The 17,265-nt window shown below is 45.9% G+C and carries 8 protein-coding genes; 4 read left to right on the top strand and 4 right to left on the bottom strand.

All coding sequences use genetic code 11. The annotated features are described in order from the left end of the window. On the top strand, nucleotides 1–991 hold a 991-nt coding region (locus tag H8S84_RS15570), incomplete at its 5' end, for an Ig-like domain-containing protein (protein WP_187068303.1). Between the two features lie 67 nt (nucleotides 992–1,058). Here the strand turns inward: H8S84_RS15570 and H8S84_RS15575 are convergent. The 4 genes from H8S84_RS15575 to H8S84_RS15590 form a co-directional block, all read right to left on the bottom strand. Continuing rightward, a complete protein-coding gene (locus H8S84_RS15575; RefSeq protein WP_187068304.1) occupies nucleotides 1,059–4,601 on the bottom strand; it encodes a PQQ-dependent sugar dehydrogenase in 3,543 nt (1,180 codons plus the stop codon). A 214-nt stretch (nucleotides 4,602–4,815) separates the two neighbouring features. Then, on the bottom strand, nucleotides 4,816–7,143 hold the full coding sequence (locus H8S84_RS15580) for a LamG-like jellyroll fold domain-containing protein (protein ID WP_187068305.1): 2,328 nt from the start codon (nucleotides 7,141–7,143) through the stop codon (nucleotides 4,816–4,818). 308 nt (nucleotides 7,144–7,451) lie between these two features. Continuing rightward, entirely contained in the window at nucleotides 7,452–8,447 is a 996-nt protein-coding gene (locus H8S84_RS15585; protein WP_187068306.1) for a PorP/SprF family type IX secretion system membrane protein, read from the bottom strand. Between the two features lie 6 nt (nucleotides 8,448–8,453). After that, entirely contained in the window at nucleotides 8,454–12,980 is a 4,527-nt protein-coding gene (locus H8S84_RS15590) for an Ig-like domain-containing protein (protein WP_187068307.1), read from the bottom strand. Between the two features lie 351 nt (nucleotides 12,981–13,331). Between H8S84_RS15590 and H8S84_RS15595 the strand changes: the two genes are divergently transcribed. From H8S84_RS15595 to H8S84_RS15605, 3 genes are read left to right on the top strand one after another with little or no spacing between them, the layout of a single operon-like run. Then, nucleotides 13,332–14,804, top strand: a complete 1,473-nt coding sequence (locus tag H8S84_RS15595; protein WP_187068308.1) for an MBOAT family O-acyltransferase — start codon at nucleotides 13,332–13,334, stop codon at nucleotides 14,802–14,804. 27 nt (nucleotides 14,805–14,831) lie between these two features. Then, nucleotides 14,832–15,947 (top strand): alginate O-acetyltransferase AlgX-related protein, encoded by a 1,116-nt coding sequence (locus tag H8S84_RS20325; protein WP_187068309.1) that lies wholly within the window; start codon nucleotides 14,832–14,834, stop codon nucleotides 15,945–15,947. A gap of 57 nt (nucleotides 15,948–16,004) precedes the next feature. Further along, on the top strand, nucleotides 16,005–17,249 hold the full coding sequence (locus tag H8S84_RS15605) for a glycosyltransferase family 61 protein (RefSeq protein ID WP_187068310.1): 1,245 nt from the start codon (nucleotides 16,005–16,007) through the stop codon (nucleotides 17,247–17,249). The last annotated feature ends 16 nt before the right edge of the window (nucleotides 17,250–17,265 follow it).

Below are 17,265 nucleotides of genomic sequence, written 5' to 3' on the forward strand. Positions count from 1 at the left end.
CAACAACTCGGTCGACAACAACACCGTCGGCATCACGGCATGGGGCTACGCCAACAACCGCAACGACGTGTCCGTGGCCGAGGCCGCATCCTTCTCGAACAACACGTTTCTCCCTGCTGGGGCCATTAACCCACAGGTTGAAGCTGATGAATTTAATCTTTGGAACCAAAAGCTACAGCAGAAGGGTATAAAACTTGGTCCTAACGGTACGTCTGGGTCAACAACCACACCACCTGTTGCAACTACTCCGCCGCCTGCACCTAACCAAGCTCCGAGTGTAGCCATAACTGCTCCTACTGCAGATGCTAAATTTGTAGTTGGTAACATAATTACGATTACAGCAAACGCAGCTGATGCTGACGGTACAGTAGCTAAAGTGGAGTTTTTTGTAGGACCTACGAAAATAGGCGAAGCCACAAAAGCACCTTTTACCTATAACTGGACAAATGCTGCTGCTGGTACTTATAGCCTTACTGCCAAAGCTACAGACGACAAGGGATTATCACAGGTTTCAGCAGCAGTTACAGTAACGGTTTCGCCTGCTAGCACTGCCGCAACAACACCTCCCCCGGCAGGATCAGGAGATGGATCTGCAGGAGGTAGCACTGGCGGTTCTACAGGAGGCAGTACTGGTGGCAGCACTGGCGGTGCAACTGGTGGCAGCACTGGCGGTGCAACTGGTGGATCTACTGGAGGCAGTACTGCAGACACGACAGGAACTGATATGAACTTTGATTTTGCCACTGTTTATCCTAATCCATTTGAAGATGTGGTTGTATTAGATGTAAGTGCAACGAAGACAAAACTACAGCAGGTGGTGATGAAGAACCAAACCGGAAAAGTAGTGTATGAAGAGAAAGGTAGCTTAAACTTAATTGGCGATAAATTAGAAATTAATCTTTCTGATATGAAGCTAAAACGTGGTTTATACTTTGTAACCTACACCGATACGCAAGGCAAAACCGAATCTATAAAAGTTATTAAAAACTAAATCCTATACATGAGAAAAGGGGCCAGATATCTGGCCCCTTTTCTCATGTATAGGATTTAGTTTCTCCTTATTGCTTCACTATTACAACCTTTCTGCTTATACTTCTATCCGGAGAAGTTAGTACGAGGTTGTATAATCCGGAGCTTATCCCTGCATCAGAGTTCAATTTCACCTGAACAACACCTTTGGATGTAGCAACGACCTCTTTCGAGAAAACTTTTCTGCCAGTCATGTCTGTTAAAGTTAACCTTATAGCCTCACCTGGCATAAGATCTGTAACATAAACACCCATAACGCCATTGTTCGGATTCGGATAAATTTCAAAAGTACCCGCAAAATTCTCTTCATCATCTAAGCCTAAAGCATTGCTACCGCAGTAACTTCCGTTACCACTGTTGTAAGTAGAAGCTACCTCATCAGCAAGCAAGGCTCTGTTGTATACTTTAAGCTCATCCAGGGCTCCTGCATAGTGGTAACCATGATCTAGCTGCATGTAACCCACGTTTACAGGCGCCTGCCCTTCAAAGCCTTTAGTGTAAAAATAATCTACCTCTTCCAACAGCACACCATCTACATACAGCTTGCTCTTCTGATTGCTGCCGTCACGTATGGCTGTAACCTGATGCCATTGTCCGTCTGTCAGGCTAGGGCCACGGTTACCCAAATATATACCAGTATGGTCTACATCCTTCAGCATAAACATTGCCTGACCCTGAGGGTTTAATCCTACCCACCAGTGCATTCTGCTGTTAACTGCATTTCTGCCGATAATTACAGAGTTTGTGCTACTTTGAGTGCTGCTCTTCATCCAGAAACTGATCGTAAAATTCACGTCTTTGTTCCAGTTGAAGTTGGCCACATTTGCAATATTTAGCCCGGTAGAGGTGTTTGAGAACTGCTGTGCCCCGTTAAATTTACCTGCCGTGTTTTGCGGACAAGTTGCACAGGAAGCAGTTGCAGAAGATGCAAAATCACGATGTTGATTCGTACCTTCAGAATCCAGACCAAAATAATGTACTACACCTGGCAAACAGTTTGGAAGGTCTACTTGGGCTGAGCTGCCCACTGTTATACTTATAGGGTTAGATGTTTCAACGTGCCCTTCGTTGTCATAGGCTTTAGCAGTTATGCTGTAGCTGCCCGCTGATGCTCCAGTCCAGCTATAGTCGTAAGGCGAAGTATAAACTGTACCAATCAGGCTACTGCCCTGATAATACTCTACTTTATTCCAAACTCTGCTAGCGTCCGCAAAGCTAACTTTAAGCGGAATTTGTGCGCCTAGCGCAAAGGTGCTGTTATTAGCCGGAGAGCTTAAATTTACCGACTTTACCACAGTTCCATTGCAATCCGGATACAGATCAACATAGTCTGTAGAGGATAAGCCACCCGCATCGGTTACCTTCAGGTTTATTCTGTAAAAGTATATTTCGCTATCGCAGCCTATTGGGGTAATAGTTGTGGTTGTTTCTTTCTTGTTATCTATAGGCTCAGGGTGAATGTGCGTGTTATGGTGTAGCACTGTTTGCCACTCATAAGTCAGTTGACTGTCATTGTGCTCATTATCTGTAACAGTTGCACGCAGGTTATAAACTGTTTTATCTGCCAAAGGATATTTTGTACCCTCGGCTGGACTAGTGATGTTTACAACCGGTGGTGTATTGTTAACCGAAACTTTGAGCGTTGCAGTTGAGCTTAAACCGCCTGCATCGGTTACTTTTAAAGTAACAGTAAACTGCTGCCCAACTTGTGTAGCGTTAAAGGTGTGTGTTGGATTCGCAGCAGTCGATTTAGCAGACCCATCGCCAAAATCCCACTCATAGGTTAGCGCCTGCCCCTCTGCATCTGTAGATTTCGCACTGCTGAACTGGATTGTCAGCGGACTTGTACCGAAAAGCTTATCTGCCTCGGCTACTGCTTTTGGTGGGGTATTGCCACTATAGTAAGATACTTTCTTTATCTGTGTTGCGTAGTTGATATAGTATAAACCTCCTGTTACAGGGTTAGTGGTAATTGCAACCACATTGGCATTTGAGTTTATAAAATTTCTGACTGCGGTCGGATCATCGCTTGTGTTAAAAGAGGCATTGCGAATCCAGCCTGCACCGTAGTCACCAAAGAAGTAGGTGTTTTTATACTCTGCCGGAAAATCATCGCCTGTGTACCAAACGCCGCCTGTAGAAGAACTGCCATAGAACTGCGGACCTGTTACAGGCGAACCCGCTGATCCAATTTTGACTGCGACTGGGTTCTCTCCATCGAATGATCCGGTGCGTGCATTAGCAGCTGGTTCTACTCCGTCTTTTACAATATCGTTCACCCAGTCAATGGCTGGACGAGAATGAACAAAGGTTGGGATGCTGCTAGGGATTGGGGTATCCCATTTACAAGGGTTTCCGAAGTATGGTGCTTCTGTTTTTTTAGGTTGCACTAACAGGAACTGAAAGTTGATGAACTGCTGCGTACAGTTGCCCTGTCCATAAAGCGGATTTGGAGCCAGCGGATTGGCAGTACCAGTGTTTAAATAGTATAGCTGTCCTTCCAGTCCTTCATACATAGGCCAGCCAAAGTTCATACCCTTTTTGGTTACAACATTTACCTCTTCCCAATCTTGCCAACCGGAGTCACCTACATAAAGTACTCCCGGAAAATCAGCACTGCCTGTTCCGGGACGTAGTGTGAACCGGAACGGATTGCGAAGGCCCAAGGCCCATACTTTGGATTGATGTGCATTTGGGTTAGATGAATTGTAAAACGGGTTAGAAGGCAGGCCGCTGCCCGTATTAGGATCAATACGAAGAATTTTACCGTTCAGCGACTGTATCTGCTGTGCTTTATAGGCTCCTACATCCTCTCCGGCAGTTATTATGCCGTCCTGAAGTGCTTGAGGCACATACGTGTCGTTGGGCTGGCTTGGATCATAGCCTCTGTCAAGCCAGCCGGCAGTAGCGCCATCGCCGGTAGAGACCAACAGTGAGCCATCCTCTCCGAATATCAAAGAACCTATTCCGTGAGACTCATATAAAACAGGAACACCAGTGGAGAGCGTTTCACCTAGTAAAATTTTGCGGGTACTTAGGTCTGCAACTTTTTTATTGGGGGCGGTATAGCGGGTTAAACGGCCAATGGTTGCATCGAAGTACTCATTGGTAGTAGGGTTGTAGCTACCTTTGCCAAAATTCATGAGATGATGACGATCAACTACATACAGCAAATAAAAATGACCATTGCTCTCGAAATTGGGATCTAGGGCAAATCCTAACAATCCGTGGTCGCCCCAGTTTCCTACCTCCTGGCTGATATCAATAAGCGGAGTAGGCAGCTTTTGTCCATTTTCTACAATCCATACTTTACCGGCTTTCTCCCAAACATACATGCTGTTGCCGTCTTTAGAGAAGGCAAGTCCAACGGCAGCTTCCCAATTATCGCCAATTTGTTCTTCTACAAAGCCACTTGGCTGTGCAAAGGATATACGCCCACATAAAGCAAAACAAATGATCAGAAAAGAACTTCTGAACAAAGTATAAGTTCGACTAGACTTAAAATATGTAAGGGCACAATGTAGGTTAAAGAGCGACGCAGTTTTGCCCCACACTTTGTATAAATACATCATATTTTAAAATTAAAGGTTATTGGCACACTGAGGCGGCCTGAATAAAGATCATAGAATTTGAAGAATGACAGTGATATGAATTACTGATCACATTGGAGTATACCTATTATTTTATATTAATCTTACGCTATTGCCCAGCGCTTGTTATATAAAAAATTCATAAATCAATAGCACGATTAGCATAGGCCATTGCCTTACAATGTCCCTGTTAAGGTTATCTTGCTATAACGAGTTTCCTGCTAATTATCTTCTTATCGCTTACCACAGAAACGTTGTATATCCCTGACGTGAAGTTGTCTGAAACTGGAATTGTGAACTTAAGGCTACCGTCTGATTGAACAACTATAACTTCCTGGGCCAATGTTCTTCCTCTTGCATCCGAAATAACTATTTTAACCTCTTCATCTTTTGGCATATTGCCGATCTCAACAGCTACCTCCTCATTTACTGTAGCTGGGTTGGGATAAAGTATAAAAGTGGATGAAGTCAGCCCTCCGTACTGTATCACAACAATGTTAGAGTAGATAAAGGCGCCATTCATCTTGTTGATCTTTAATCGATAGTATGACTTATCGGGCAGTGGGTTTGGATCGATATGTTCGTAATCTACACGTATGTTGCTATTTCCGGCAGCCTGCACCTCACCTATCTTCTCAAAGAACTCTCCGTTTTCAGAACGCTCTATTTCATAATTCTTCATGTCAGCCTCAGCAGCAGTTGCCCAATCCAAATATACGCTGCCGTTACTGTACTCGCCGGTAAAGCTGATAAGTTCAGTAATTGCGTCATACACCTTCTGGTATCTGCTTTGTATCTCATCAGGTGTGAGCACGCGGCCAAACAGTTTTACTTCGTCCAGGTCACCTTCGTAATGATACCCCTGCCCGGATTCAATATACCCCATAGTTACTGGAGATACACTTTCGAAGCCATATCTGTGGTTAAAAGAGCCAGAAGCACGTTGCTGACCATCTACATACAACAGTGTGTTACCTGAAGCCCCGTCTCTAACAGCCACTATTTGGTGCCATTTACCATCATTCAGCACAGGTCCGCTGTTGCCCACATAAGCTCCTTCATACATGAAATCAAGCATCTGAAAACCAGCCTGCCCATTGTTGTCTACGCCAACCCACCAGTGCACATTAGACTCCCGAGCGTTTCTGCCCAGCAGCACTCTGTTACCGGATGTACTTGCTGTAGTACGCATCCAAAGCTCAATGCTGAAACTGGCGCCTGGTGCCCAATTAAAATTCCGCCCTTCGTCTACGATCAATCTATCGTCTTTTCCGTCGAAATGCTGGGCACCCGACACTGCTCCTTTCACTGGCTTTGGCTTATAATCGCCTTCAGTTGCAGCATCATATGGTGTGTAGAAATCTTTATAGCGAAGGCCGCTTGTCTCGTTCAGCATCCAATGATGCACCAGCCCGGCAGCCTCTCCGATATCTTTTTTAACCTCGATCTTGAATGATTGCGTTGCCTCTCCACTGCCATTAACAGCTTTTACAGTAACATCAAAAGTACCTGTAGCACTTGGTATCCAGCGGATTTCGCCGGTAGTGGCGTTTATACTTAAACCGGCAGGGCCTGACACTATGCTGTATGTTGGTGCAGGCTTACCTGTAGCATTTACATCGTAGATGTAGTTTTGGCCGACAACACTAAATGTAATAGGCTCGGAAACTATACTTGGTTTTACCAGTTCCGGACCGCAGTAGTTGCCCATGCCGTTGTTGTAGCGGTTGCGCACTTCCGGCTCCTCCAGAGCGCGGTTATACACCATCAATTCATCGAGCTTACCATTGTAACGGTACTGGTTGTCCAAGTTCAGGTAGCCGATATTTACAGGGGATATGCTTTCAAAATTATCATTGTAGTCAAACTCAAAATTGCCAACAGCATAGCCATCTACATATAACTTATTACGCCGCACACGGCCATCCCGCACTACCACAATGTGGTGCCACTTGCCATCGTTTACCTTAACTCCGTCATGTCCCATGATAAAGCCGTTGCGCTGCCTGTCGCGGAGCTCAAACACAGCGTATCCATTCACATCTACACCAATCCACCAAATCATGCGGGAGTCGGTTGCGTTGCGGCCAATCATTACGCGGCTTGTAGCTGCACTGCCTGTTACCTGCATCCATAACTCAATTGTAAAGTCGCTGTTCGGCCCCCACTCAAAATTGGAAACGGAGCTCAGGTTAAGGCCATCGTCTTTCCCATCGAACTGCTGTGCCCCTGCAAAAAGCCCTGCTGCCGGGCTTGGACAATTAGAACAATCTGCTGTGGTAGCAGAAATATAATCTTTGTAAGCTATGGTACTGGCTGTTTCATCGAAACCAAAATAATGCACCAAACCGGCAGGACATTGCCCTAAAGTTTGCGCTACAGCCAATCCACTGCTAAAGAAAAGTGCAGAAAGTATAAAGAAGGTTACGGTAAGGGTGAAGGCGAATGAATTTGTAAGCGCATAAGCGCTACTCGCATTGCTATACTTGTTACCCTGTTTGAATGCACTGTACTTGTATATCATGGGTAAAAGAGATCTAATTGAAGTATGAAATCAGCGGGCGTTTTAAGAAAAGCCACGTTAGCAAGAATAGAAAAACAACGTTAGGCCAGAAACGCATTAAGTAAGAAGCACTTATCTTCAAACTCAGCTGAATTAAATTATTAGAATTTAGTTATATTACGTTGATTCAATTGGTTGGTTTTGTGCCTGCGAAGAAAGAAAGTTAACAGCTTGCTTACTTTGTTTTCGCTACTATCATTTTATAATAACACCCAGATTTTCAGCGTTAATATCTCTTCAGGCAACTTAATTTTATGATCTTAACCAGCCTACCAGAGCAAGATTTGCTTCCTAGTATCGATGTTATTTAATTTCCTCAGGTTGTAGCTAAGTGCAATTTCGTTTGTGGCTTTGTTTATATAGCGCGCCTCTTTTACCGGCGATTCATATGCATAGTGTATACTTAGCTGGTTTAGCCTAATGCCTCCAGTCAGGTGGTAAGCTTTGTCGTTTCTGTAGCCACCACCTACCCAGAACATATTATTGTAAACCGCCTTTAACTGACCTTCTATAGTGCCTGCATAATTTTTGTCGTACTGGTAGATGCCATTTACGGTGAGGCCCAGCATACCAATAAGATGGGTACGGTAACCGGCCTGCGCTATGTGCTTTTGGGTGTAGAAGTCTTGCAGAAAATCGTCGCCGGTTGTAACTAACTTACCTTTCGTAATGTCCTGCATGGCGTACCCCACATAAAAATTGGCCGCCGACAGGGACAAGCCGAGGTTTAGATCTACTTTGCCGATGTGGTTGTTTTGCCCGAGCAGGTTAGCGTACCGAGGATCATTCTCCTGGTCCACGGTCAGGCTGTTGCCATCGAGTTGCTGGCTGTGGTAGGTAAGTGCCGTGCCCCACCGCATACTCAGCTTCTCTGACAGCCTTACCCCAGAGCCGTAGCTTAAGAAAAGTTGTGTTTCTTTGGAAGGCCCAAAACGGTCGTGGAGCACAGATAAACCTACAGCGTGCTTTGCACTTATACTTTTAAAGTAGTCTCCGTTGTCCTGGTTTCCGAAGTTGTACCCTTTATCTTTACCAAAGGATTTAACATCCAGTTCTGCAGTGGCAAGTATGGTTTTGGGTGCATCTTCAAATCCGGTCCACTGGTTACGGTAAAGCGTTTTTACACCAGCCCCCTCAAAACCGGTTAGCGACGGGTTATAGTAATGCTGAAACTGCGAGAAGTTAGCCAACTGCTTTCTACTCTGTGCAGTGGAGCAAAAAGCCAGCATCAACAAACAGCAGGTTACAAGTATAGTTCTTTGCATAATTGTCTAATTAAGTACTGTCACTACTCCTTTTTGCACATGCCCTAAGTCCTTTATCTGGATCACGTAGAAGTAAGATCCCTGTACCACTTTGCCGTCTTTTCCTTTGCCATCCCAGCCTTCTTCGGGGTTAAGTGTATGGAACACCTGCTCTCCCGCACGATTGTACACGGCCACCTCCACATTATTGTAGAACCTGAGCTCAGGAACGGTCCAGGTGTCGTTAATACCATCTCCGTCTGGGGAGAAGGCGTTTACCAGCTTGATGTCAGGTTTGGTGAACGGTGATTTGGTTAGCACGAACTCTTTGATGATCACGTTCTGGAACAGATCCATACTTTGTACCCGAATGCTAAACTTAGTTTTACCCGATAGCCCTCTGTTTGACTTCAGATGCAACTCGTTGTTGTTCAGTAGTTCAAACATATTGTTGTCAGCATCGCCGGCTCCGGCTACCAATGCATAGGTAAAGTCTGTATCATCGGGGTCAGTTGTAGTAAAAGTGCCTATTACCTCAGCTGGAAGAATGTCAGGTTTAAAGGCATTGGCGCTTAAAGTAAGCCCGGTTGGAGCTTTGTTCGGCTCCACCTCTACCGTTATACTTGCCTTCTTATTCTCGGTGTTATAGGTTTTAGGAGCCAGTTCAAGTATACCCTCCAGCACATACACACCTGGCTCCAGACCATTGTAATTTCCTTTCTTCCAGTTTACTTTGATGTTTTCCCTCTCCTGGGTGGCGTAGGTAACGTTAACTTTTTCCGGCAGTGGCAGCTTGTCAAAATTCGTCCTGAAAGGCACTTTTATACTTTGAGGCTGCTCTACAGTTACAATATTCTTCGTGCGTTTCTCCACCTCATCCGTCACTGCTGTGCCTTTGTTTCCAGCGGCATCTGCCAAGTATAGCGAGACTATCAGTTTGCCATCTTGTAAACCAGAAAGGTCTACACCTGGTATCGTAAACGTTCCTGTACTTACAGTGGCTGTGCCGGTTACTTCTTCGGTACCATTCTCGCTTTTAACGCTGTAGAAGTAGGTTGCTCCTGCCTCTGCTCCACTTACCTGAAGTCCTACGGCTGATTGGTTTGTAACATCCACCAGTTCTACTGTAAAGGCTACGCTATACTTGTCAGGAGCTGTAGCGTCATACAGCATTTCCAGTACATTGGAGTTAGTATTTCCATTTGTGGCAGCATCGTGCACTCGATTTTCCGGCAGCTGCACTTTAACTATGCCGTCTGCTGTTGGTGAGATTAACACCTCGTACTCCTGCTCATTTACTTCTTTCAGGTTACTAGCCCCGGCATTGGTTAGCTCAAGAGCAGCTATACTAAAATCTGTTACAGGCTCGCTTAACTTTACTGTAACCGTGAAAGGCTTATTTACAGGAGATGCTGCAGCAGTACTTAGCGCTATAGCAGGCCTGGAGGCATCGTAAGTAAGTATTAGCTCATTAGAGGCTGTGTTCAAGTTGCCTGCGACATCTTCTGCTTTTCCAGCTGCAACAGCTACACGCACCTCCCCGCTTTCAGCTGGCGTAATCAGCAAAGTATACGTAAGGTCATTCTGCTTATTCAGCTGTGATACTGTTCCGTTTGTAACCGTAAGGTCTGAAAGTTCGAAACCTTTAACGCCTTCGCTAAACTTAACTTCTACGGTAAAAGGTTGGTTGATAGGGCTAGTGGCAGCGGTTGCCAGCACCACTCCCGGCTGCTGTACATCATAGATGCGATTAATTTCTTCTGAGGCCACGTTACCGTTACCGGCTGAATCGAAAGCTTTGTCTGCGGCTACTTTTATACTTACCTCACCGTCTGAGGCAGGTGTAACCAGCGCGGTATAAACACTTCCGCTTTGGGCTGTTAAAGCAGAAAGGGAAGCATTGGCTACTGTTACGTCACTTGCCTCAAAGCCATCTACGTTCTCTGAAAAAGTAAACGTAACGGTAAAAGGTTCTTTTACAATCTCCGGAGCATCCGTACTTATACTTAGCTGCGGCCTGGTTCCGTCGTACGTTACCTCCAGCACCTCAGCAGCTGTGTTCGAGTTGCCTGCCAAGTCTGTAACTTTGTTGGCCGCCAAACTTACTCGAACTGCCCCATCGGCTGACGGAGTAACAGTGGCTTTATACTTTGTGGTATTTATACTTGTAAGGTTGCTTAAGCTGGCATTGGTTACGCTGAAGTCTGCGAGTGCCAGCCCATATACCTGCTCCGTAAATGTTATTTCCACCTCGAAAGCTGCTTTAGCCGGAGAAGTCTGTGTTGTTGCAATTGTTACTCCCGGTGCAGTCAGGTCTATAATAACAGCAAAGTCTGTACTTCGCGGACCTGTGTTGCCTGCCGCATCGGTGGCTGAAGCCGTAAAAGTATGTGCGCCTTGTGCAAGTGTGGTTGCAGTATAGTCAAACTCCCAGTTACCGGCACTGTTTGCGGTTGCCTCGCCGATGGCTGTTCCGCCCTGGTACAGTTGCACTTTCGCGTTGGCTTCTGCTGTTCCTTTCAATATCAGAGTGTTATCAGCAGTGATACGGTCATCTGCCACAGGTCCTCTGTCATCGCTTATACTTGCAATTACAGGTGCTACAGGGGCTTGCGTGTCTATTGTCCAGGTATAGCTGGCGGGGGTGCTATCTATGTTTCCGGCGGCATCGGTGGCTCTTACTGCAATCGTATGGCTGCCATCCTGCAGGTTGCTTAAATTATAAGGACTTGTAGCTGCTGTATATGCTCCTCCGTCAAGGCTTACCTCATAGGTTACATTTGTTTCGTTGCTGCTAAAACTGAATTGCGCAGTAGTTTGGTTGGTAAGTACAGCGGGTTTGGTGGCAATGGTGGTTTCCGGTGCTTTAGCGTCTATTGTAAAGCTGCGAACACTGCTGGCATTGCTACTGTTGCCTGCGGCATCGGTGGCCTTAGCTGTTATCTGCTGAGCACCTTCGGGTAATGCCGTGGTTGGCGTAATACTCCAATTGCCGTCTGCTCCTGCAGTTGCTGTGCCAACCTGCGTGGAGCCGCTAAATAGCGTTATAGCGGCATTTGCCTCCGCCGTACCCGAAATAGCTGGCTTATTGTTGTTCAGAACAGCATTTTCTGCCGGATTAAGTACAATTGGAGCAGCAGGAGCCTGTGTATCAATAGTCCAGGTATAGGTGGCGGGGCTGGCATCTATGTTACCGGCTTCATCCCTGGCTTTTACTTCAATGGTGTGCGCACCATCTGCCAGGTTGCTTAAAGTATAAGGATTACTTACCTCCACAAAAGCACCTCCGTCTATACTTGCTAAGTATACTACATTGCTTTCGTTGCTCGTAAAGCTGAAAGTCGCTGATTTTTGGTTTGTAAGCGCTGCTGGCTTAGAGGCAATGGTGGTTTCGGGAGCTTCGGTATCCGGTGGGCTAACAGGCTGCACGTTCAGCAGTTTATCCAGCTCTGCAAACCAGACGGGAGCCATTTTGTCGTAGCCTGCCTGTGTAGGGTGCAGCGGATCTGCCATGTCTCCGCCGTCTGTGGCCCATTTATAAATAATACCTGCCCCGTCCTGCATATCAACCAGCAACAGGTTATCGCCGTTTGCCTGCCGCCTTTGCGCCATGGTCGCCATTTTACTGTTGAAGATCAGCGTAGCCTCAGCCTCTGCAGGCGTATAGCAGTTGGAGCTTTGTACAAATACATCATCATAGCACACACGTTTGATGATTTTAGCTAGTATAACAGTTACATCTTTACCAGAGGAGTGCTCATACTTGTCAATTTCGTTCAGCAGGCTTTCCAACCGTGTAATGGCTGCATCAGAGCCGTCTACCTGATTTGTGCCAATGTGCAGCAGTACAATATCAGGCTGATACTCCTGCAAATAAGTTAACCCCTGGCCATTAGTTGTTCCGCCATAGCTTCTGTCTCGTAAAAGGTCAGTAATATTTTGAATGGTAGCGCCGCCAAATCCTGCATGGTCGATATCGGTTGCCAGGCTGCTTCCTGAGCGCTGGCTACCGACAAAGTCATACTTTCCGTTTGAATGGGAGGTATTCAGAAGCTGGGCCAGTTTTGCCCGGTATGCTATTTTGATACTAGCGTCTGTGCTGCCGCTGCCTCCTTCTGTGTTAGAATCTCCGAGCGGCATAATATTAAATACTTTGCCCGCTGCATGTGTGGTGGCACTGATTACGGGACTGTAAGCCTCATCTCCGCTGCTGCCAACTGCTTTTAACCTGTAGTATACTTTTTGGCTATAGTATAAGCCAGTGTGCCTGAAGCTTCGTTCGGATGTTCCGAAAGTTTTTAATGTTACAAATGTTGCCGGAAGGCCTGTATTCGACATTTCCAGCACATAACTCGTAGCATCGGACACTGGCGTCCAGGTAAGGTATATAGCTCCCACCAACGACGGCTTTGCCTGCAACTGAGGTGCATCTATTAAGTATAATGAGTTGATTGTTGAAGGCATTTCGCGTGCTTCAACAGAAAAAGAGGGCAGGTATAAGAAAAATAACAGAAGTAAAGGGCGTGTTAGCTTCTGTAGGTAGATGTTTGGCATACTTACAGTATCGTGTTTTTCATTCGCAAGCCCACTCCTTAACGATATACAAAGTATAAGGTTGTAGAAAATCACTTATCAAAAACACGGTAAAGTTCAAAAACACACATGCCAGATATCTTCACAAGACATTAAATAGCCTCAATAACCGATTATCTCAACGTTTCTATATTTCTGTAAAAAAATATTTGTGAAAACATTAAACCTTTTTACCCAAAATCTATATAACTGAATATCAGCAGAGGGTAAACCTTTGCGCTTACCTAAGCCAAACGTGCTACTGTTGTTGCTATAGGCAATTGATGACGACGCGGAGAAAAACAAGACGAAGCACCCTTAATCTAAGTTTCTATGCTATTTAACTCTACTGAATTTTTTATATTCTTTCCGGTAGTAGTTACGCTCTACTTTCTTACTTCACCCAACCGCAGGTGGCTTATACTTTTGTTGGCTAGTTATTATTTCTACGCTTCCTGGAAACCAGCCTATACGATCATTCTCGTTATATCTACCCTTGTTGATTATTTCTGCAGCAAAGCAATGGGCAGGTATACCGACGAGGAAAAGCAAAAGCGCAAGCCTTTCCTGTACATGAGCCTTGCCTCTAACCTTGGCATCCTGCTCCTGTTCAAATACTATAACTTCTTTAACGATAGTGCCGCCGGCATCGCTTCTGCCCTGAACATGGGCTATGCCATGCCGGCTTTTGAGCTGCTGCTGCCCATGGGTATCTCTTTCTATACTTTCCAGACGATGAGCTACAGTATAGATGTGTACCATGGACGCATTAAACCGGAAAAGCACCTGGGGATATTTGCCCTATTTGTTACGTTTTTCCCACAACTGGTGGCAGGCCCAATCGAGAGGGCAGGTAACTTACTGGGTCAGTTGCACAAAAACCACGACTTTAACTACGATCGTGTGGTGGCTGGCTTAAGACGCATGGCTTGGGGCTTTTTTAAGAAATTAGTGATAGCCGATAACCTGGCCCTGATGGTGAACCAGGTATACAACAACCCCACCGACTTTGACGGTATCTCGTTTGCCATTGCCACCGTATTCTTTGCGTTCCAGATCTACTGCGATTTCTCGGGCTACTCCGATATTGCCATTGGCGCAGCGCAGGTAATGGGTTTCAGGCTGATGGAGAACTTCCGAAGCCCCTACTTCTCAAAGTCTATTTCAGAGTTCTGGAGCCGCTGGCACATCTCGCTTTCCACCTGGTTCCGAGATTACCTGTACATACCGTTGGGTGGCAACCGAGTGGTAAAATGGCGCTGGTACTATAACCTGTTTCTTACTTTTTTGGTAAGTGGCCTATGGCACGGCGCCAACTGGACATTTGTGATCTGGGGTGCGCTACACGGCCTCTACCTGATCTTTGCTATCGTAACTGCCAAGCAGCGTGAGGCCTTGGCACAGGCTACCGGCCTGGCCAAACACCCTCAACTGCTCAAATGGACGCAGGTGCTCACTGTTTTTGCGCTGGTGTGCTTTTCCTGGATATTCTTCAGAGCAAACTCGCTGGCAGATGCTTTGTACATCATTACGCATATGGTTACCGGTTTAAACAATGTAGGTGAGTCGCTTCAGAATGTTTACCACACCGTATTTATGGACCAGGGGCTGAAGGTATTTACTGTTTCGGTGTTAGCGATCATCCTGATGGAGATGGTGCACCTGATACAGCGCAATGGCAGCGTATCGCAGCTGATCATGCAGCGTCCTGCCTGGATACGCTGGAGCGTATACTATTTGGCTATCATCGCGGTGCTGTTGTTTGGGCAGTTTGGAAACCAAGAATTTATTTATTTCCAATTTTAGTGCATGAAAAGAATAATGAACAGAGGAGTGAAAAGATTAATCGGAAAGCTAGGCCTGCTGGCCTTGCCGTTTATACTTTGGCCTTTAGTAGAAGTATTTTTTCTGCCTATGAATTTCTTCACGTTCAGGATCTGGGAAACCATTTCTGTGAACACCATGCGCGTGATGTCCGGTCCATTTTACCCGAACATGCACATGAAAATGGAAGAAGAAGGAGAACTCGCACCTCATACTGCTTTTGCTGAAAAACGCGTGGTAGAGTGGTACACCGATGAATATGGCTATCGCAACCGCGATTCCAAGTGCGATGTGCTGTTGATTGGTGATTCTAACATTACCGGGGCAAAACTATCGCAGGAAGAAACGCTGGCCGAAGTGCTGGAGCGACAGTTAGGCAAAGATGTTTACTCTTTCGCACCTGCCACTATGAACCGCTTCCTGGCAACAGACCGATTTCAGGAAACGCCACCGGAACTGGTAATCGTGTCAAGTATAGAACGCCGCATACTGCAGCTACCACCTGTTGGCGATAATGGCTTAAATTCAAAGCTGCGCAATATCTCCGGCAATATTATCAACTCTTCCCCTGCGCTTACCTGGATGGCCGTTACTGCAGACCGTATCTCCAAACTGGGGCTCTATCACAAAACACTGGCAAACATAGAGCGATCATTTGGCAAGAAAGAGTACATCAGCTATAACAACGAGTTCTTTATAGAAGGCGACACCGCTAACCGCACTTACAGCGAGGATGAGATACAGTATATTGCCGATGTGCTGGAAGGCTATAAACTGGCGCTGCAAGAGCGTGGCATCAGGTTCCTGTTCATGCCGATCCCAAACAAAGAGAACATTTATTACCAGTTGCTGCCTTCCAAAAAGAAACCTGATTTTCTGCCGAGGTTAATGGCCGAGTTGCGCAGGCGAGAGGTAGAAGCCGTGGACCTGCAAAGTAACTTTGAGGAGCTGTACCAGGACCAAAAAGTACCACTCTACCCTGCTGATGATGCCCATTGGAACCATGTGGCAGTAAAGGTAGCAGCAGGACTTGTTACGGCAAGATTACAAAGTGAAGGGCCCGCGCAAAATAAAGACCCAAATTATTTTGTCCAGTTTTCCGACGAAAAACGTATGCAGAATTAATGCTAGCTATAAAACATCCTTAATATACAATATTACAGATAACCCCGACCCGTTCTCATGGATATAAAGACCTTCTACCGCAAAGGGTTAAAGCGTACTAAAAAGATTTTAGGCCGCATTATCCCATACAACACGCACTACAAGCCTGGAGACGTATGCAGTGTAAACCTGGATCACCCTAACCGAAATAACACCCGTGAACTAACGGTACATAAGATATACCCTAACTATGAGACAAAACTCAATATTTCTGATGATTTGTTTCATGCCTGCTCCGAATACTGGAAGCCGAAGCGGCAGGTAGTAACCAACTATATGGTACTGGAAGTACCGGACGGAAGAGTATATACAGACAACGAAAGCAGTGTAGCTATTATATCGCGTTACAACAGGGTAATTGAGAACGTATCCCTGAGCCTAGTAAGTGGCAAAGTAACGCAACCAAACCTAAACAACATCTTTGAGCAGCGCTATTTTACTGTGCCAGAAAAGTATAAGGGCACTGTATTCTCGCTGTTGACCGGGGGTGCTGGCATAAACAACATTGGCCACTGGTTTATAGATGTGCTGCCACGCCTGCACCTGCTGCGCCAGAGTGGCCTTTATGATAAAGTAGACTGGTTCCTGATGCCGAGCCTGCGCTACGATTACCAGGTGGAGACATTGGAACTGCTCGGAATTCCCCTTTCTAAAGTGATTGAAGGCGACAAGCATCCGCACATTGCTGCTGATTGCATTATTGCCTCAACTGCTCCGAGAGGTAACCACACATTAATTCCTGAATGGCTGTGCGCTTATATACAGGAGTCCTTTTTGCCATATGCCGAAGAAGAGGGTGATATTATTACGCCAGAAATACCTTACCTATACATCAGCCGCAGCGACTCCAGCATACGAAATGTGCTTAACGAGAAAGAGCTATTGAATGCGCTAGAGCCATATGGCTTTAAATCAATTGTATCAAGCAAACTGAGCATCCGCGAAAAGATCAAGCTGTTCTCCAGGGCAAAAGTAGTTTTAGGAGCTACCGGCGCAGGACTTATCAGCATGTTCTTCTGCAAACCGGGAACAAAAATTATCGAAATATTCAATGAAGGGTTTGTTGTAGAGCCGTTCTATGACATCGCCACCAAGTTGGACCTGGATTATGAGTATATGATCTGCAAGAACAGGCGCAAAGTTAAAAATGCGGCTCAGGGGCAGCGCGAGCACTTGTTTGTTGAAACCGACAAGGTGCTGGCTATACTTGAAAATATGGAACAGGAGAATCAGAAATCAACAAAGCAGGCAGAGGTGGCTTAAAAGCTATTACTGCTTC

It is taken from the genome of Pontibacter cellulosilyticus, assembly GCF_014306105.1.
GTDB classification, from domain to species: Bacteria; Bacteroidota; Bacteroidia; order Cytophagales; family Hymenobacteraceae; genus Pontibacter; species Pontibacter cellulosilyticus.